Genomic DNA, 17,247 nt, shown 5'->3' on the forward strand with positions numbered 1-17,247 from the left:
GCAGCAAACTATACTTTAGGAAATTACTTTCATTCCTTCTTCATGTGCATTCCAACCTTTAAACCTGATGGTTTGCGGGCATCAGGAAAAGAAGTTCATCGGGTCGGGGTGGATGAAGGTATAGGCCAGGTCCTCCTGCAATTTCTGGCTTTTGATGAGTTTAAAAGCTGTTTTATCCATCGCTGCAAACTCCGGGGGAGCTAAACCGATAGCCACTGCCGCTTTTGTATAAAAATCCTTGCGCATCGGGTGCTCTAATGCGCAGGCATTATACACCTTGCCCCACTGTTGCTGCTCCAGAATGCGTTGCAGAATAGCCACACAATCGTCGAGGTGAATGAGGTTTACGGGAGCATCTCCATTTAGCACATCCTTCTTCCCGGCCAGAAACCGGCCGGGCTGCCGGGTGCCGCCCACCAAACCACTGAATCGCACAATCGTTGTAATCCACTCCTCCCGATCCTGAAACAGCCGCTCGGCCTGCAGCAGCATATTGCCGGGTTCCAGTTCATCAGTAAACACAACATCTTCTTCCGTTACCACGCGGTTCAGGTCAGGGTAGACAGAGGTGGAAGAGACAAACAACAGCCGGCTGACAGGTGAGCGAAGCAGAGCTTTCAGGAGCAGATGCATTTGGTTTATATAAGCTTCGCCGCCATCCGAACGCAGGTGAGGCGGGATGTTGAGGACCAGCACCTGCGCCTGCAGAAATTTTTGCAGGGCTTCCTGCGCCAGGCGTTCTTCCTGCAGGTTGATCAGGAAAGGCTGAATCCCTTTTTTAGCTAACAGCGGTAGCTTTTCGGCAGAGGTAGTGGAGCCGTTTACACGATAGCCTGCCTGCACCAACTGCGCTGCCAGCGGCAGTCCGAGCCAGCCGCAGCCCAGTATACTTATCGTTGTGGGTTCATTCATATTTAGATCTTATACTTTGTTTTTGCTGGTTGTAACAAATGAGTAGGTATGCTGTTACAGCACCAATAACATGAGACAGCAAAGTAACGCAAAAATGACATACGATGTGGTGATCGTTGGCTCCGGCTTCGGCTCTTTAACAGCAGCGGCCCTGCTGGCCAAACGCGGCCTGCACGTATGTGTGCTGGAGCAGGCGAAATACCCCGGCGGCTGTGCTACCTCCTACAAGCGCAAAGGCTATTTGTTTGAGACGGGTGCTACCACGCTGGTGGGGCTGGATGAGCACATGCCCTTGCGTTACCTGCTCGATGAGACCGGTATACAGGTTGATGCGCGTAAACTGGAAGTGCCCATGCAGGTGCATCTGCCGGATGGCCGCGTGCTGACGCGCTACCAGCAGCTCGATGCCTGGATCGCTGAGGCGGAGCGGGTGTTCGGCTCTTACCAGCAGCGGCCTTTCTGGGAACATTGTTACAAGGTCAGTAAACAGGTGTGGCGCACTTCGCTGCAACAGCAGAGTTTTCCTGTCTCCAAAGTCACGGACCTTTTGCATGCTGCTTTGCGGGCGCGCCCCTCGCAGCTAATGCTGGCGCGGGGAGCTTTTCGCACTATGGAGGACGTGCTGCGCAAGTATGACCTGCTACAAAACCAGCTCTTTGTGGATTTTGTGAACGAGCAGCTGCTAATAACAGCCCAAAATTATGTGGGGGAAGTGAGTGAGCCCTTTGGTGCCACGGCTTTGTGTTATACCCTCTACGGAAACTATTACGTGCCCGGAGGTCTGCTGCAGTTGGTTAAGCCGGTAGTAAAGTACCTGCAGGAAAAAGGAGGGGAGGTGAAGTATGGGCAGGACGTAAAAACAATCACACCCGTGGCAGGGGGGTACCAGACCGAAACAGTTAAAGCTACGTTCAGCAGCCGTTTTGTTATCAGTGGTATTCCACTTAACAACACCATAAAGCTTTTCCAGGATGCAGCCGTGCAGCAGAAGCTGCAACCGTATGTTTTGCCTTCGCCCTTGCTGAACGGCGCTTTTACCATGAGCCTGGTGCTGCAGCAGGACCCACCCGATGTGCTTCACCACCAGGTGCACGTGCCAGGCGGACTACCGCTCACAGGCAGCAAGAGCATTTTCATCAGCTTCAGCCCGAAAGATGATCAGCTGCGGGCGCCCGCAGGTGAGGTGGTGGCGTCCGTCAGCACCCATATTCCTGATCCGGCAGAAACTTACATTCAACAAAAAGAAGCGTTGGAGGAGGTGATACGGCAGGTTCTGGTAGAGCGCGGACTGATTCAGCCCGGCAACATTAAGTATAAACAAGGCGCCACACCCGGGGCCTGGCAGTTCTGGACGCGCCGTGCCTTTGGGGCAGTTGGCGGCTACCCGCAGTACCGCCACATCAGGCCCTGGCAGATGAAGGACGCCCGCCTGGACCACCGCGGAGCTTACGTTTGTGGTGATACCGTTTATCCCGGCCAGGGTATACCCGGGGTGTGTCTGAGCGGGATCATTGCTGCCAACAAGCTCCTGCAGGATCATCCCCGCGCAGGAAAGGGCAGCTAGTCTTCCGCTATAGTCGCCTCATCATGGATTACCATGGTTCGTAAGCCACAGAAGGAGCCGTCTTCTGCTTTGCCCAGCATGTATACTTCCGTCCCAATCTGCGTGATACAGTATACCTTCACGTTTTCCAGCAGCGCATGTAACTTGTCGGTCAGCAGTTGGTAACCAACAGCGCTGTTATTCCAGCGGGCATCGGTGCTGAGTCCTTTCATCTCTTGCATAAACTGCTCCAGCTCCTTTGTCTGCACCTTCATTCCGGAAGGTTTGCCGGCCCACTCGGCCACGGCTTCGGGGCCATACGACTGGTCCGGGCGAAGGCGGATGTAAACAAACTCAAAAGGTGCTTCAATCTCACTATGCATCAGCAGCCCGTCTACGGACTGCATCAACTCCTGCTGCAACTGTTCTTTCGTCTTCATAGCAAAAGCAATTAATTTAAGCCTTCATCAAATTGTATCTTTATCTTTAACCTGATCAGGCAGCAATATTACACTGCCAAAACCTTAAACACTATACTTATGAAAGCAGAACCCATGCTGAAAGAAGGGGCCTTAAAAGGTAAAACTATCATCGTAACTGGTGGAGGTACGGGATTAGGCCGTTCCATGGTTCAGTATTTTTTAGAACTGGGCGCCAATGCGGTGATCTGCAGCCGCAAGCAGGAGGTGCTGGAGCAGGCGGCCCAGGAACTGGAACAGGCTACAGGAGGGCAGGTGCTGCCGGTGGTTTGCGATGTGCGCAAGTATGCAGAGGTAGAAGCCATGCTACAGGCGACGCTCGACAGGTTCGGACAGGTGGATGTGCTGGTAAACAATGCAGCCGGTAACTTTGTAAGCCCCACGGAGCGCCTCAGCCATAAAGCGTTTGATGTGATCACCGACATCGTGCTGAAAGGCAGCTACAACTGCACCCTGGCGCTGGGCAAGCACTGGATAGCCCAAAAGCAGCAGGCCGCCATCCTGAACATTGTCACCACGTATGCCTGGACCGGTTCAGGGTATGTGGTGCCTTCTGCCTGTGCCAAAGCTGGTGTGCTGGCACTCACGCGCTCACTGGCTTCGGAGTGGGCTAAGTATGGCGTACGTTCTAATGCCATTGCGCCGGGCCCATTTCCCACAGAAGGTGCCTGGACGCGCCTTTTTCCAAAGCAACTGGCTGAGCAGCTGGATCCTATGAAACGCATTCCTGTAGGGCGATTTGGAGAGCATCAGGAACTGGCCAACCTGGCTGCTTACCTGGTTTCGGATTATGCGGCTTTTGTGAACGGGGAGGTAATCACCATCGATGGCGGCGAATGGCTCTACGGTGCAGGAGAGTTCAATAGCTTTGATAAGATTCCGCAAGAAATGTGGGATGCCATGGAAAAACAGATGCGGGGCAAAGGGCAGTAAGTTTTAATCAGAAGAAACACCTAAGCTATACTTGCGTGCGCTCGCAAGTATAACGGAGTGGTAAACTGGCAGCCACAAACCTGTGTGAGTAAAGGTGAGCTTAACTATTTGGCATAGCCACAGGCAAGATACAGGTTTGCTTTAAGCCAGAAGTGGAAACAGCAGGATAGGATGTTAGGCTTTTAACTACACGGCTTTTTTTGTAAGTTAGGCAACGTGAACCAGCTAATAATGTAAACGATGAAGCAAAAGCTCCTTTTATTGATCTTGCTGATTAGCAGCGGATATGTCGCTGCAGCGCAGCAGACAGGTAATGCGAAAAGTTATACACTACAGTCGCCGGATGGGAAGGTGAAAGTGAAGGTAATGTTGCAGGACACGATTATGTATACGGTGCAGCACGAAGGTGATGTGATGTTGGCTCCGTCTCCCATGGCGCTGCTCCTGCAAAACGGAGATGCACTGGGCGTTCAGCCGCATCTGAAAAGCATTAAAAATATAACCGTTAACGAGACGATCGCGCCTCCGATCTATAAAAGAGCAACTATTCAGGATAATTACAACCAAATGGTACTGCACTTCAAGGATGATTACAGCATTATTTTTCGCGCCTATAACGAGGGTGTAGCCTACCGCTTTGCTACTTCTAAAAAGAATGATTTTCAGGTGAAGAACGAAGTCGCCAGGTTTAACTTCACCTCGGATTACCCCGCCTTTGTGCCCTACGTAAAGCTGGGGGAAAAGACTCCTATTGAGGAGCAGTTCTTCAATTCCTTTGAGAATACCTATACTCACGCACCCATCTCCCAACTCGACCCGCAGCGCTTGGCTTTTTTGCCCTTGGTAGTAGAGGAGGCCAATGATAAAAAGCTTGCTATCACCGAAGCTGATCTGGAGGATTACCCGGGTATGTACCTGCTCCAGAAGCCGGGTAGCACGGCGCTGCAGGGCGTGTTTGCGCCTTATCCTAAAACAGTAGAACAGGGCGGCCACAACGAACTGCAGATGCTGGTTAAAGAAAGAGAAAACTATATTGCCAGAGCCGAGGGCACCCGTGTATTTCCGTGGCGCGTGTTGATTATTGCCTCAGATGCCAAAGAGCTACTTGACAGCGACATGGTTTACAAACTAGCCTCGCCATCGCGGTTGAAGGACACTTCATGGATCAAGCCGGGCAAAGTGGCCTGGGACTGGTGGAACGACTGGAATATCAGCGGAGTTGATTTCAAATCCGGCATCAACAACGACACCTATGAATATTACATCGATTTTGCTTCAGAGAACAAAATCCCCTATGTTATTCTGGATGAAGGCTGGGCGGTAAATAAAAAAGCAGACCTGATGCAGGTGGTACCTGAGATCGATCTGAAAGAACTGATCGACTATGGCAAAAAGAAAAATGTAGGCATCATCCTGTGGGCCGGCTATCACGCCTTCGACCGCGACATGGAAAAAGTGGCCAAGCATTATGCGGATATGGGGGTAAAAGGCTTTAAGGTTGATTTTATGGACCGCGATGACCAGCAGGTTGTAGACTTTTACTACCGGGCCGCAGCAACAGGGGCTAAGAACAAACTCCTGATGGATTTTCATGGGGCTTATAAGCCTACCGGTTTGCAGCGCACGTACCCGAACGTGATCAATTCTGAAGGTGTGCATGGCCTGGAACAGATGAAGTGGGCCACGCCCGATATCGGACAAACTTCGGTTGATCAGGTAACCTATGATGTAACAATCCCTTTCATACGTATGGTGGCTGGCCCGATGGACTACACACAGGGCGCCATGCGGAATGCAACTAAAAATAATTTTCGGGCTGTAAACTCAGAACCCATGAGCCAGGGCACCCGTGCCCGCCAGTTAGCCGAGTATGTGGTATTTGAATCGCCGGTAAACATGCTGGCAGACAGCCCGACGAACTATAAAAAGGAGATGGAAAGCACTGCCTTTATTGCTGCCGTACCGGAAACATGGGACGAGACAAAAGCTCTTTCTGGTAAAATAGGGGAGTACGTTGCCATCGCCCGCCGAAAAGGAAAGGAGTGGTATGTAGGAGCCATGACCAACTGGGATGCTCGCAAACTAGAGTTAGACCTTTCTTTTTTAGGAGATGGCGCTTATGAAGCGGAAGTGATGAAAGATGGAATAAACGCCGACAGAAAAGCTTCGGATTATAAACATGAAATAATTGCTGTGCCGCAGGATAGGAAACTGCATATAAGCATGGCCCCGGGTGGTGGGTATGTAGCCCGTATTTATAAAAAGTAGCAGGTAACAAAATATAAGTTTTAAATGCAGGATCATTTCAGGATATAAAAATCGGCGCTAGGCACAGCATCCACTTCTTCCTAAGGGGAGGACATAACGATTTACTTTTGCAGAGCTATTTTAAAAGAAGCTATAAAGCAGTTCTGTGCTCAACTTCTGTAATTCTTGCAAAACTGCACATTGAGCCGGTATTTAATTGCCGAATCAAGTAAGTTCTTATATCCTTTTTAAAATTAACTTCGTAGAGGGATAGCATAGAATAAATATATATTTAGTTAAATGATTCTAAATCGTATATTTGTTGATGTAAGACTTAAATTTATAATTATGAAAAAGCTATTTTTTGCAGGTGCTCTTGTTCTTGGAACATTAAGTATTTACTCGTGTGACAGTAATACTGGCACCGCTACAGGCGATAACGAAAAGGTCATCGACGCTGACACTACCGTTTCAGAAGTACAAGTTGAGAAGACTACCGTTGACATGGATACTTCCACTACTACGGAAACCATCGATACGGACAATCAATAACCCGTAACACGAGTTCAGAAACCTTATACGTAACAGGTAAGTGTGACAGGAATTATCGTGTAACACCTTCAGGAGCAGCCGTTCTATACTTGTAGAGCGGCTGTTCCGTTTTAAATCTTTTCGTTCTCATTATTTACTTTTGTCGGAGTTCTTGGCCTGCAGGAAGCTGTTAGGTGCTCCGATGCTTTTGCAGATATCTATGGAAATAAACCAGGCAAATGTAATTTTGGAAGTGCAGGACGGCACAGAAATGCAGGCTTATGTAGCCAGCCCTTTGCCCGGAACAGGTACTTATCCCGGGCTTATTGTTTTTCAGGAAGCTTTTGGTGTAAATCAACATATCCGAAGCGTATGTGATCGCTTTGCAGCTGAAGGATATGTTGTGATTGCACCAGAACTTTTTCACAGGTCCGGGGCACCCGGTGTCACAATAGACTACAACAATTTTGCAGCGGCCTTACCGCACATGCAGGCGCTAACAACAGCAGGATTGGAGGCCGATGCAAACGCCGCCTGGAAGTGGCTGCAGCAACAGCCAGGCATACGAAAAGACCTGATTGTCTGTACAGGGTATTGTATGGGCGGGCGCACATCCTTTCTGGCGAATACCATTCTGCCTTTTAAAGCGGCTGTTTCATACTATGGCGGCAGAATTCCCGACCTCCTTGGTAGGGCTGCAGCCATACAGGCGCCCATGCTGTTTTTCTGGGGTGGGCTGGATAAGCATATCCAACAGGAGCAGATACAGCAGGTTAAAGATGCGCTAACTGCTGCCGGTAAACAGTATGTAAACGTAGAGATTTCGGATGCGGATCACGGCTTCTTTTGCAACGAACGAGCCAGCTACAACGCTGAAGCTGCTGCTGAAGCTTGGGAGCTGACACTTTCCTTTTTAAGAACAAAGCTCTCTATAACTTAGGTATGGTATAATTTCTAAAGCCCGGCTCCTCCACCTGTAGTATAGCTTTCTTGGTATACTTTCAGGGTTGTACGTTATTAGTTAGTGCTCCAGCAACTGGCCGCTCCAATCAGGGCTGCCTCCTCTGCAAGGGTGGACTGGAACAGGGGCACGGTTAGTGCCCGGTCAGCCAGCACCTTTTCTGCGTGCGGCTGAAAAAGAGCCATCGCCCGGGCAATATTTCCCCCTATAACGACAGCTTCCGGTTTATCGATTGCAATAAAATTAGCCAGAAAGTTGCCCAAATTACGCCCGTACTCTTCAAAGAGAGCCCTTGTTTCCGTATTTGCAGCAGCATCAGCTACCAGTTCGCGCACCCCGGATACAGCAGTGCCTGTCCTCCTCTGGTAATGATTCACAAACCATCGTGTCACCAGGTATTCCTCCGCGATACTATCTAAAAAGGGAGAGCACCATAGCGCTGCGTCTTCAGCCATGTGGCCATGATAGCGTGCTGAACCAAGTCCTGTGCCAAGGGTGAGGCCGATCACGTGTTGGAAACCCTGGGCCGCACCTCCGAATACTTCGCCCTGCAAAAAACAAGCGGCATCATTCATAAAACGGATATGCTGGCGCTCCATGTCCAATCTTTCTGCCAGCAAATCCCGAACGTTCTGGTCGTAAAGCGCATCATACTTATCCTGCCCCTGCATTTTGCTAACGCCGTTCTCATAATCAAAAGGGCCAGGCATGGCAATACCGATAGAAAGAGAAGTGGTTGGTAACTGACCCGAGGCCATTTGCATGGTGGTAGCCCAGGCAGAAATGATGTCGTGGGCGGAACTGTGCGCATTAATGTATGTGCGGGTGAGTGTTTCGGGTAGAATAGCTCGCGCCTGAAGATTGACAAGGGCTGCCGTGATATGCGAGCCTCCGATATCAACGCCAAGCACCAATCCGTTATCCATATTAGTTTTCAAATATTCAGATGCTAAATGTACGAGTATGTTAGATAATCCGAAAGTTTCTGTATACTTATAGTAGCTTTGCACCAGCTTTGGCCTGGGTATTAAAACAGTAAACTGGTCTTTAGCAGGGTAGAGCACTCGTAAAAACAAAGGAGTTAGATTACCTTTTGCCGTACCGGCATAGCATGATACTGTCCGTTACAATTGGTAAATAAGTAAGTCGTTTAGGAGTGAAATTGTTTTTTTGTAATCAAATTGCTCTTTTTGCGTAAACTTTCTAATCTGTAGGTCGCCTGCTTATTTCAGGCGAAATAGTTAGTTATTAACAAAAGAATATTTTTATGACAGAGTACAACAGATGGTCACATTCGCACGATATCGATGAGCGATATAGTAAACGCGTCGCGTATTTCAGTATGGAGTTTGGTATTCACCAGGCCCTGAAGATCTATTCCGGAGGTTTAGGTTTTCTGGCGGGCTCCCATATGCGCAGCGCTTTTGATCTGCGGCAAAACATGATCGGAATTGGTATTCTGTGGGAATACGGCTACTACGATCAGGTGCGAAACGAAGATCAGACCATGCGGGTACAGTTTCTGAAGAAGTTTTATACTTACCTGGAGGATAGTGGCATTACGGTAACAGTGCAGGTAAACGGGCACCCCGTGCTGGTGAAAGCGATGGTGCTGAAGCCAGAGACCTTTGGTACAGTGCCTATGTATTTCCTCACAACGGAAGTACCAGGCAACGATTACCTGGCACGCACCATCACCCACATGCTTTACGATCCGGAAGCGTCTACCCGCATTGCGCAAGGCATAGTGCTGGGTATAGGCGGTGCAAAGGTGGTAGAAGCATTAGGAGGGGCCGAGATTTACCACATGAACGAAGGCCATGCGCTACCACTTACGTTTCACCTTTACAACAAATACCGCGACTTAAGCGAGTTACGCAAGCACGTGGTGTTTACCACGCATACACCAGAGAAAGCTGGTAACGAAGAGCACGATATCCTATTCCTGGATAGAATGGGCTTTTTTGATGGCGTTTCTTTGGATGAGGCCCGCAACATCACTGGCATGCACGGCCAGATGTTCAATCATACCCTGGCTGCCCTCCGCCTGGCGAAAGTAGCCAACGGTGTATCGCAGCTGCATGGCGAAGTGGCCCGGCAAATGTGGTACGAGAATGAAGGCGTATGCGAGATCAAAGCCATTACCAATGCCCAGAATGTACCGTATTGGATGGATCAGACCCTGAACCAAGCATTGAAAGATGATGATAATGCCGCGCTGGTACGGCGCAAGGCCGAAATGAAGCAGAGCTTATTTGAGGTGGTGGCCGACCAGACAGGGAAGCTCTTTCAGCCGGACGTACTCACAATAGTATGGGCCCGCCGATTTGCTGCTTATAAACGTGCCGACCTGTTGCTTCGTGATCTGGACCGCTTTTTTGCGCTTATCGGCCGTGAAGAGCAACCGGTGCAGGTTATCTGGGCAGGCAAGCCTTATCCGTTTGATTCAGGCGCAGTAAACACTTTCGATAAGTTGGTGAAACTATCGTACAAGCGCAAAAACTTTGCTGTCCTGACAGGGTATGAGCTGGACCTCTCCAGAAAACTGAAATATGGCGCTGATATTTGGCTAAACACGCCACGCCGGCCACGGGAAGCGTCTGGCACGAGTGGCATGACTGCTTCGATGAACGGAGCCATTAACTTTTCGATTCAGGATGGCTGGATTCCGGAATATGCCCGCCACGGGGAAAACAGCTTTATCATACCGGTGGCTGATACTACCCAACCGCCGGAAATGCAGGACGATGCAGATTACAACAACATGATGCAGATCCTCGAGAACGAAATTGTTCCGGCTTATTACCTGAACCGGGAAAAGTGGATGAAGATCATGAAACAAAGTATGCGTGATATCGTCCCTACTTTTACCGCAGAGCGCATGGCCCGCGACTACTATGACATCATGTATAATTATTAAGACCTAAGCGCCGCTACCAGGCTGCTTCTTGTATAATGCAGGAGCCTATCTTTTTAGCAATAAAATGGTGTATGAGCCACCTGCCACGAGGATAGAGGTATTTAAGCAGCCGGATAAACAAAAAGGCTTCAGAAGTTTCTGAAGCCTTTTTGTTTATCCGGCTGCGCTAATTTGATACTTGAATTAGCAGGAGTTACAGCAACTGCGGTGCCTTCATCAGTACCTTGGCATATGGACTAATTTGCAGCTGAGGAGTGCACTGCTCGCTTCTGTACTATACTGCTGCAAAGATCAAGGTTGTTTATAGATTGTTCCGTCTTTCATGACGAACTGCACCTGCCGTACCTGTTCTATCGTCGTGGCCGGATTGCCTTTCACGGCAATGATATCGGCCAGCAAGCCTGGTTTGATCTGGCCAACTTTATCTGCCAAACCAAAAACCCGGGCATTCACGGCTGTCGCAGCCTGCAGCACCTGCACCGGTTTCATACCATAAGCCACCATCATTTCCATTTCGCGGGCATTATCGCCGTGCGGGAAAACGCCCACGTCGCCGCCCATGCATATGGTAACCCCGGCTTTGAGGGCTTCAGCAAAGCTTTGCCGTTTCTCCTGCAGGTGAGTTGGTTCAGGCTGTATTCTTTTCTGCCAGCCGCTATATTGAGCAATAGCATCTCCGGCAGCCAGCGTAGGGCAGAAGGCGACACCTTTTTGTTTCATCAGCTTGAACAGCGCAGGAGTGCCGCCATCGCCATGCTCCACGGTGGCAACACCAGCCATAATCGCGCGGCGCATACCTTCGGCAGTAGCCGCATGCGCTACAACTGGGCGGCCGCTGCTATTTGCTACCGCCACGATGGTTTTAAGCTCCTCTTCTGTAAAGGTTGGTTCTGCCTCGCCATTTGCTCCCCAGCGATAGTCTGCGTAAACTTTTATGATATCCGCTCCCTTGCCGATCTGGGTGCGTACTTCTTTGATCAGGGCATCATAACCGTCGGCAGTGGCTGCTCCCAGGACGGGGGCTTCCAGTTCTGCACTGAAAGGTTTGGGGCCATAACTGCCAGTAGCGACAATAGCTTTAGTTGCCACTAGCATGCGCGGGCCAGGTATAACCCCTTTGCTGATAGCCTGCTTCAGTCCCACATCATCAAAGCCCGCACCTTCCGTTCCCAGATCACGCACCGTCGTAAAGCCGGCCAGTAAGGTATTGCGGGCATGCACCGTTGCCCGGGCCGTGCGCTCTGCCCTGGATTCTTTGAGTACCTGGTCGTTCCAACTTACTTCGTTGTAGGGGTGCAGAAACAAGTGGCTGTGGCCTTCGATAAGACCAGGCAGCAGGGTCATACCGGGCAAAAGGATTATTTGTGCTTCGGCAGGAGCCTGAAGTGCTGCTCCTGTTGCTTCGATAGTATGGCCATGCACCAGCACCTGCCAGTTTTCGTGCATCTGTTCGCCATCAAACACGCGGTCGGGTTTAAGGAGATAATATCCTTGCTCTGGTGTTGCAGCCTGAGCCAGCAGGTACTGCAGGGGCAACATAATCAGCAGGAGCAGGATGTAAAAGGTATGCTTCATAACAAGTGGTTAGTAGTATAACTGAAAAGCAAATTGGTAATAGTAAATGCCTGTCGTAAAGCTACGGCAGACCAGACAAAATATGGATCATAGGAAAACGTTTTATACTATAAGCCACGGCAAACTGTTGGTAGTAAGACGGATGCCAGCTAGCGGGGCATGATTATAGTGCTTGCTGATTGCACAAAGCAGAATTGTTTAAGCAAAAAGGCCACGCTGCTACAGCAGCGTGGCCTTTCAGAAAAGTAGCGGGGAGCAGAATCGAACTGCCGACCTCAGGGTTATGAATCCTGCGCTCTAACCATCTGAGCTACCCCGCCGAATTGTGGGTGCAAATATAGCAGATTGTTTTTTAATCAAACAAGTTTAGCGTTCAAAAAAAAATATTTTATTTTTTAAATATTCAAACAGTCAGAAATTAATGCTATACTTACTCAGACACTTACCATACCTCATATGACGAAGGCTACTAAAATAAAGTTTATCCGGGAGTACCCTATTAACGCATCTTCTAAATTGCTATACCCTTACCTGAGCACAGCAAGCGGCCTGGCCCAGTGGTTTTGCGATGATGTGGTGATAGATGAGGACAAACATTTTAACTTTATCTGGGATGGGCGCAACCATCGTGCTGAATTAACGGGGCTTCGTACCAACCGGTCTGTCCGGTTTATTTTTTTAGACGAGCATAAGCGGCAGCAGGTAGATGCCCCCTATATCGATTTTACCATCGAGTCGAGTGAGCTGACGCAGGAGCAATTCCTGAAAGTAGTAGACTATACCGGAGAGGACGACAAGGAAGAATTAGAGGAGTTGTGGGATAACCTGATGCAAAACCTGCGCGAAATAGTAGGAGGGTAGCACACCTTAAGCCCACACTGCATATCTTTGCACGATTTTTGGTTGCTTCTTGTTAACTATACCAGGTAACCAGAACCATACATTGCAACCGCCGCACAGGCCCACATGAAGAAATTAGACAAGCTTATTTTGCGGTCGTTCACCGGCCCTTTTATACTTACCTTTGCTGTGGTAGAGTTCATCCTGCTTACACAGTACATGCTCAAGTACCTGGATGAACTAGTGGGAAAAGGGCTTGGGGCAGAAGTTTTCGGAGAGCTCCTGTTCTACTTCAGCCTGAACATGGCCCCTGTCGCTTTGCCGCTGGCAGTGTTGCTTTCTTCCCTGATGACCTTTGGCACCCTGGGTGAGCACCACGAACTGACCGCCATCAAAACTTCCGGTATAGCGCTTCCCCGCATTCTGCGCCCCGTGTTTTTTGTGGTCGCAGCCCTCACCATTGGCGCCTTTTTCTTCAACAACCAGGTGGTGCCCAAAGCCAACCTCAAAGCCTATAGCCTTTTATGGGATATACGTCAGAAGAAGCCCACGATGAACTTTAAGGAAGGCGCCTTTTACAACGGTCTTCCCGGTTACAGTATCAAAATCAACAAAAAGCTGGCGGATGGTAAGTCGTTGCGTGATGTGATGATTTATGACCACTCGAAAGGGGGAGCCAGTACCAAAGTTATACTTGCCGACTCAGGGCAGATGTATACAGAGTATAATGATACCTACCTGGTACTAAAGTTATTTGACGGCAACATGTATGTAGACCAGGGAGGGGGAGCGGCTTTCCGGCGAAACAGCGACCAGTTTACGCGGCAGCAGTTTGACGAAAGTAAGATCGTGCTCAGCTTGGCTTCCTTTAACCTCGACCGTACCAAAGAGGAGCTGTTCTCGGATAATAAAATGATGAAGAACATCGGCCAACTGACGCACGTTACGGACTCATTGCGGCAGTATAGCCAGCGGGAGCAAAATCTATACGCCGCCAACATAGATCCTTATTATATGTACTTTAAGGCCGATACTGCACGTGTGAAGAACGGTATGCGGCTTACTGGTAAGAAGGTAGAGAAGAAGCTTGAAACGCCAAACATAAACGCGCTGCAGCAAGCTACCAACAAAGCACGCAATATAAAAAGCTATACTGCCAGTTACCTGGAGCGGGTGAATGGTACTGTTCGGGAGGCCAACAACTATGAGATTGAGATATGGCGCAAGTATACCCAATCTGCTGCCATTCTGGTTATGTTTCTGATCGGGGCACCATTAGGGGCGATCATCAAAAAAGGAGGATTAGGCGTGCCGGTGCTGATCTCCATTATTTTCTTTATTCTGATGTATGTGATAGCCATACTTGGCGAGAAATGGGCGCGCGAAGGTCTGGTGTCTGTTGGCGCCGGTATGTGGGGAGCGAACCTGATCCTGCTGCCGATAGGGCTTTTCTTCCTCTACCAGGCCCGTAACGACTCCAGTTTGCTGGAAGTGGACTTCTGGCGGAAGATGATGGCACGCTTGCGCCGAAGCAAAATATAATATTGCGCAAAAAAGATGTATGACGTAATTGTTTTTAAGTTTAATTAAATTCTATATCTTTGCGGCTTATACAGCATCTTTTTGCCAAAAAAAACAGATTGATATTTTTTTATACGCAATGAAATTAACTACTGAAGCGAAACAAGAAATTTTTGAAAAGCACGGCCAGGCAAAGTCTAAGACTGACACCGGTTCTGCGGAGTCTCAAATCGCCCTTTTTACAACGCGCATCGCGGACCTGACAGAGCACCTGAAGATCCATAAAAAAGACTTCAGCACGCGCCTGGGCCTTCTGAAGCTGGTTGGCAAGAGAAGAAGATTGCTGAACTACCTGCAGAAGACTGAAATTGAACGATACAGAGCCATTATTGCCGAGCTAGGTATCAGAAAATAAGTTATTTAGAGTTAAGGGAATTCTTACTAGGAATTCCCTTAACTTTTTTATGCCTTCCCCTCCTTCTTTTTGCCAGTATAGTGCCCGACGGCGAACGCAATGGGTGTTCCCGTTTCTGATGTAAAAACAATTGAAGATGTCTTATAACGCGATTAACAAAACAATCCTTCTTCCGGATGGCCGGGAGATAACCATTGAAACTGGTAAACTTGCCAAACAGGCTGACGGTTCGGTTGTAGTGAAAATGGGTAATACCATGTTGCTTGCTGCCGTTGTTTCAAACAAAGATGCCCGTGAAGGGGTCGACTTCCTGCCGCTTTCTGTGGACTACCAGGAAAAATTTGCTTCGTCCGGTAAAATACCCGGAGGCTTCCTGCGCCGCGAGGCAAGACTTTCTGACTATGAAGTATTAGTGTCCCGCCTGGTAGACCGTGTACTGCGCCCGCTGTTCCCGGACGATTACCATGCCGAAACACAAATGACGATAAACCTGATCTCCGCTGATACGGACATCATGCCGGATGCACTTGCCGGACTGGCTGCTTCTGCTGCCCTGGCCGTATCCGATATCCCGTTCAACGGACCTATTTCTGAGGTGCGTGTGGCTCGAATTGATGGCCAGTTGGTGATCAACCCAAGTGTAACAGACCTGCAGCGTGCCGATATCGAGCTGATGGTAGGCGCCTCCCTGGACAGTGTAGTGATGGTGGAAGGTGAAATGAACGAAGTTTCAGAAGCTGAAATGCTGGAAGCTATCGCATATGCCCACGAAGCTATCAAAGTGCAGTGCCAGGCGCAGCTTGAACTGGCCGAAATGGTTGGCAAGCAGCAGAAGCGCACGTACTCCCATGAAACGCATGACGAAGAACTTCGCCAGCGCGTGTATGATGCTACTTACGAGAAAGCTTACGAAGTTGCTAAAAGAGGCAGCGCCAGCAAATCTGACCGCAAAGAAGGCTTTGGCGCCGTGCTCGAAGAATTTATGGCTTCACTGCCGGAAGATCATACCTATGATACCGGCCTGATCAAAATATATTTCCATGATGTAGAGAAAGAGGCTGTGCGTAACATGGTGCTCAACGATCGTGTGCGCCTGGATGGTCGCCAGTTAGATCAGATACGTCCGATCTGGTCTGAGGTGAACTACCTGCCTGGTACACATGGCTCTGCTGTATTTACGCGCGGCGAAACACAGTCTCTCACTACTGTAACACTGGGTACTAAGCTGGACGAGCAAATGATCGACAGCGCAATGGTATCGGGTACGAACAAGTTCCTGTTGCATTACAACTTTCCTGCTTTTTCAACCGGTGAGGTAAAGCCCAACAGAGGCCCGGGCCGTCGTGAGATTGGTCATGGTAACCTGGCGCTGCGTGCGCTGAAAAAGGTGTTGCCTCCTGAAACGGAGAACCCTTATACAATCCGTATTGTATCTGATATCCTGGAGTCGAATGGCTCTTCGTCAATGGCAACGGTTTGTGCTGGTAGTCTGGCGCTAATGGATGCCGGCATACCTGTAAAAGGAGGTGTTTCCGGTATTGCCATGGGATTGATCACTGATGAGAAGAGCGGCAAATTTGCTGTGCTTTCTGATATTCTGGGGGATGAAGATCACCTGGGCGATATGGACTTCAAGGTAACCGGTACGCAGAATGGTATCACGGCTTGCCAGATGGACATTAAAGTGCAAGGTCTTTCTTACGAAGTTCTTGGCCAGGCGCTGGCACAGGCAAAAGAAGGCCGTGCCCACATCCTGAATGAGATGAACAAAACGCTTTCTGCTCCGAATCCGGATTACAAGCCACATACACCACGTTCGTTCAACATCATTATCGATAAAGAATTTATCGGTGCTGTGATCGGACCAGGCGGTAAAGTGATCCAGCAGATTCAGAAGGATACGGGTGCCACGATCATCATTGAAGAGAAAAATGAAAAAGGCCACGTAAACATTTTCGCCAGCAACCAGGATTCAATGGACAGTGCAGTTTCCAAGATCAGAGGTATTGTGGCGCAGCCTGAAATTGGCGAAGAATACATCGGCAAAGTAAAATCTATTCAGCCATACGGCGCCTTTGTAGAGTTCATGCCAGGCAAAGATGGTTTACTGCACATTTCCGAGATCAAGCACGAGCGCCTCGAAACCATGGATGGCGTGCTGGAAGTAGGAGAAGACGTGAAAGTGAAGCTGATTGACATCGATAAAAAGACGGGCAAATTCAAATTGTCACGTAAAGCTGTGTTGCCTAAACCTGAACAGAAGCAAGCACAATAACCCTTCTTATTACTCCTGACGCCGTTTCATTCCGGAAAGGGCGTCAGGAGCTTTTTTCTTTTTGCCGCGCGATTCTGCCTCCTTGACTTTATTTG

Annotated in this window: 14 protein-coding genes and 1 tRNA gene; 10 read left to right on the plus strand and 5 right to left on the minus strand. The window is 49.2% G+C overall.

Annotated features, from left to right (window positions below; translation table 11 throughout):
- Positions 1–81 precede the first annotated feature (81 nt).
- Positions 82–912: an SDR family oxidoreductase gene (locus ABDW72_RS03255; RefSeq protein ID WP_347157024.1), complete on the minus strand. Its 831-nt coding sequence runs from the start codon at positions 910–912 to the stop codon at positions 82–84.
- 70 nt (positions 913–982) lie between these two features.
- On the opposite strand from ABDW72_RS03255, the gene ABDW72_RS03260 reads away from it, so the two are divergent.
- Complete coding sequence (locus ABDW72_RS03260) at positions 983–2,476, plus strand: phytoene desaturase family protein (RefSeq protein ID WP_347157025.1); 1,494 nt, start codon at positions 983–985, stop codon at positions 2,474–2,476.
- Here ABDW72_RS03260 and ABDW72_RS03265 read toward each other — a convergent pair.
- Complete coding sequence (locus ABDW72_RS03265; RefSeq protein WP_347157026.1) at positions 2,473–2,895, minus strand: nuclease A inhibitor family protein; 423 nt, start codon at positions 2,893–2,895, stop codon at positions 2,473–2,475. The two genes, ABDW72_RS03260 and ABDW72_RS03265, sit on opposite strands and share 4 nt — an antisense overlap.
- Before the next feature lie 99 nt (positions 2,896–2,994).
- Here ABDW72_RS03265 and ABDW72_RS03270 point away from each other — a divergent pair, with 99 nt between their 5' ends.
- From ABDW72_RS03270 to ABDW72_RS03285, 4 genes are all read left to right on the plus strand, one after another.
- On the plus strand, positions 2,995–3,867 hold the full coding sequence (locus tag ABDW72_RS03270; protein ID WP_347157027.1) for an SDR family oxidoreductase: 873 nt from the start codon (positions 2,995–2,997) through the stop codon (positions 3,865–3,867).
- A 240-nt stretch (positions 3,868–4,107) separates the two neighbouring features.
- Positions 4,108–6,135 carry a retaining alpha-galactosidase gene (locus ABDW72_RS03275; RefSeq protein ID WP_347157028.1) on the plus strand — a complete coding sequence of 676 codons (2,028 nt, stop codon included), beginning with the start codon at positions 4,108–4,110 and terminating at the stop codon, positions 6,133–6,135.
- A gap of 327 nt (positions 6,136–6,462) precedes the next feature.
- Positions 6,463–6,666 carry a hypothetical protein gene (locus ABDW72_RS03280; RefSeq protein WP_347157029.1) on the plus strand — a complete coding sequence of 68 codons (204 nt, stop codon included), beginning with the start codon at positions 6,463–6,465 and terminating at the stop codon, positions 6,664–6,666.
- A gap of 199 nt (positions 6,667–6,865) precedes the next feature.
- Entirely contained in the window at positions 6,866–7,585 is a 720-nt protein-coding gene (locus ABDW72_RS03285; protein WP_347157030.1) for a dienelactone hydrolase family protein, read from the plus strand.
- A gap of 77 nt (positions 7,586–7,662) precedes the next feature.
- On the opposite strand, the gene ABDW72_RS03290 is transcribed toward ABDW72_RS03285, so the two are convergent.
- A complete protein-coding gene (locus tag ABDW72_RS03290; protein ID WP_347157031.1) occupies positions 7,663–8,532 on the minus strand; it encodes an ROK family protein in 870 nt (289 codons plus the stop codon).
- 341 nt (positions 8,533–8,873) lie between these two features.
- Between ABDW72_RS03290 and glgP the strand changes: the two genes are divergently transcribed.
- Positions 8,874–10,526, plus strand: a complete 1,653-nt coding sequence (glgP, locus tag ABDW72_RS03295; protein WP_347157032.1) for an alpha-glucan family phosphorylase — start codon at positions 8,874–8,876, stop codon at positions 10,524–10,526.
- A 291-nt stretch (positions 10,527–10,817) separates the two neighbouring features.
- Here glgP and ABDW72_RS03300 read toward each other — a convergent pair whose 3' ends face one another.
- Both ABDW72_RS03300 and ABDW72_RS03305 read right to left on the minus strand, forming a co-directional pair.
- Positions 10,818–12,101, minus strand: a complete 1,284-nt coding sequence (locus ABDW72_RS03300) for a metal-dependent hydrolase family protein (RefSeq protein ID WP_430438139.1) — start codon at positions 12,099–12,101, stop codon at positions 10,818–10,820.
- A gap of 246 nt (positions 12,102–12,347) precedes the next feature.
- Positions 12,348–12,421: transfer RNA gene (locus ABDW72_RS03305), tRNA-Met, on the minus strand.
- A gap of 136 nt (positions 12,422–12,557) precedes the next feature.
- Here ABDW72_RS03305 and ABDW72_RS03310 point away from each other — a divergent pair.
- From ABDW72_RS03310 to pnp, 4 genes are all read left to right on the plus strand, one after another.
- Positions 12,558–12,962: an START-like domain-containing protein gene (locus tag ABDW72_RS03310; protein ID WP_347157033.1), complete on the plus strand. Its 405-nt coding sequence runs from the start codon at positions 12,558–12,560 to the stop codon at positions 12,960–12,962.
- Positions 12,963–13,067: 105 nt separating this feature from the next.
- Positions 13,068–14,483, plus strand: coding sequence for an LptF/LptG family permease (locus ABDW72_RS03315; RefSeq protein ID WP_347157034.1), 1,416 nt, complete (start codon positions 13,068–13,070; stop codon positions 14,481–14,483).
- Between the two features lie 118 nt (positions 14,484–14,601).
- On the plus strand, positions 14,602–14,877 hold the full coding sequence (gene rpsO, locus ABDW72_RS03320; protein ID WP_347157035.1) for a 30S ribosomal protein S15: 276 nt from the start codon (positions 14,602–14,604) through the stop codon (positions 14,875–14,877).
- A 136-nt stretch (positions 14,878–15,013) separates the two neighbouring features.
- Complete coding sequence (gene pnp, locus ABDW72_RS03325) at positions 15,014–17,152, plus strand: polyribonucleotide nucleotidyltransferase (protein ID WP_347157036.1); 2,139 nt, start codon at positions 15,014–15,016, stop codon at positions 17,150–17,152.
- The last annotated feature ends 95 nt before the right edge of the window (positions 17,153–17,247 follow it).

The organism is Pontibacter chitinilyticus (genome assembly GCF_039748935.1).
Lineage (GTDB): Bacteria > Bacteroidota > Bacteroidia > Cytophagales > Hymenobacteraceae > Pontibacter > Pontibacter chitinilyticus.

Excerpts from the sequence above, each read along its gene's own strand:
- ABDW72_RS03270 (WP_347157027.1), top strand. The coding sequence starts at position 2,995 with ATGAAAGCAGAACCCATGCTGAAAGAAGGGGCCTTAAAAGGTAAAACT.
- ABDW72_RS03315 (WP_347157034.1), top strand. The coding sequence starts at position 13,068 with ATGAAGAAATTAGACAAGCTTATTTTGCGGTCGTTCACCGGCCCTTTT.
- ABDW72_RS03310 (WP_347157033.1), top strand. The coding sequence starts at position 12,558 with ATGACGAAGGCTACTAAAATAAAGTTTATCCGGGAGTACCCTATTAAC.
- ABDW72_RS03290 (WP_347157031.1), bottom strand. The coding sequence starts at position 8,532 with ATGGATAACGGATTGGTGCTTGGCGTTGATATCGGAGGCTCGCATATC.
- ABDW72_RS03255 (WP_347157024.1), bottom strand. The coding sequence starts at position 912 with ATGAATGAACCCACAACGATAAGTATACTGGGCTGCGGCTGGCTCGGA.
- pnp (WP_347157036.1), top strand. The coding sequence starts at position 15,014 with ATGTCTTATAACGCGATTAACAAAACAATCCTTCTTCCGGATGGCCGG.
- ABDW72_RS03300 (WP_430438139.1), bottom strand. The coding sequence starts at position 12,101 with ATGAAGCATACCTTTTACATCCTGCTCCTGCTGATTATGTTGCCCCTG.
- ABDW72_RS03285 (WP_347157030.1), top strand. The coding sequence starts at position 6,866 with ATGGAAATAAACCAGGCAAATGTAATTTTGGAAGTGCAGGACGGCACA.
- ABDW72_RS03275 (WP_347157028.1), top strand. The coding sequence starts at position 4,108 with ATGAAGCAAAAGCTCCTTTTATTGATCTTGCTGATTAGCAGCGGATAT.
- ABDW72_RS03280 (WP_347157029.1), top strand. The coding sequence starts at position 6,463 with ATGAAAAAGCTATTTTTTGCAGGTGCTCTTGTTCTTGGAACATTAAGT.
- rpsO (WP_347157035.1), top strand. The coding sequence starts at position 14,602 with ATGAAATTAACTACTGAAGCGAAACAAGAAATTTTTGAAAAGCACGGC.
- ABDW72_RS03260 (WP_347157025.1), top strand. The coding sequence starts at position 983 with ATGAGACAGCAAAGTAACGCAAAAATGACATACGATGTGGTGATCGTT.
- ABDW72_RS03265 (WP_347157026.1), bottom strand. The coding sequence starts at position 2,895 with ATGAAGACGAAAGAACAGTTGCAGCAGGAGTTGATGCAGTCCGTAGAC.
- glgP (WP_347157032.1), top strand. The coding sequence starts at position 8,874 with ATGACAGAGTACAACAGATGGTCACATTCGCACGATATCGATGAGCGA.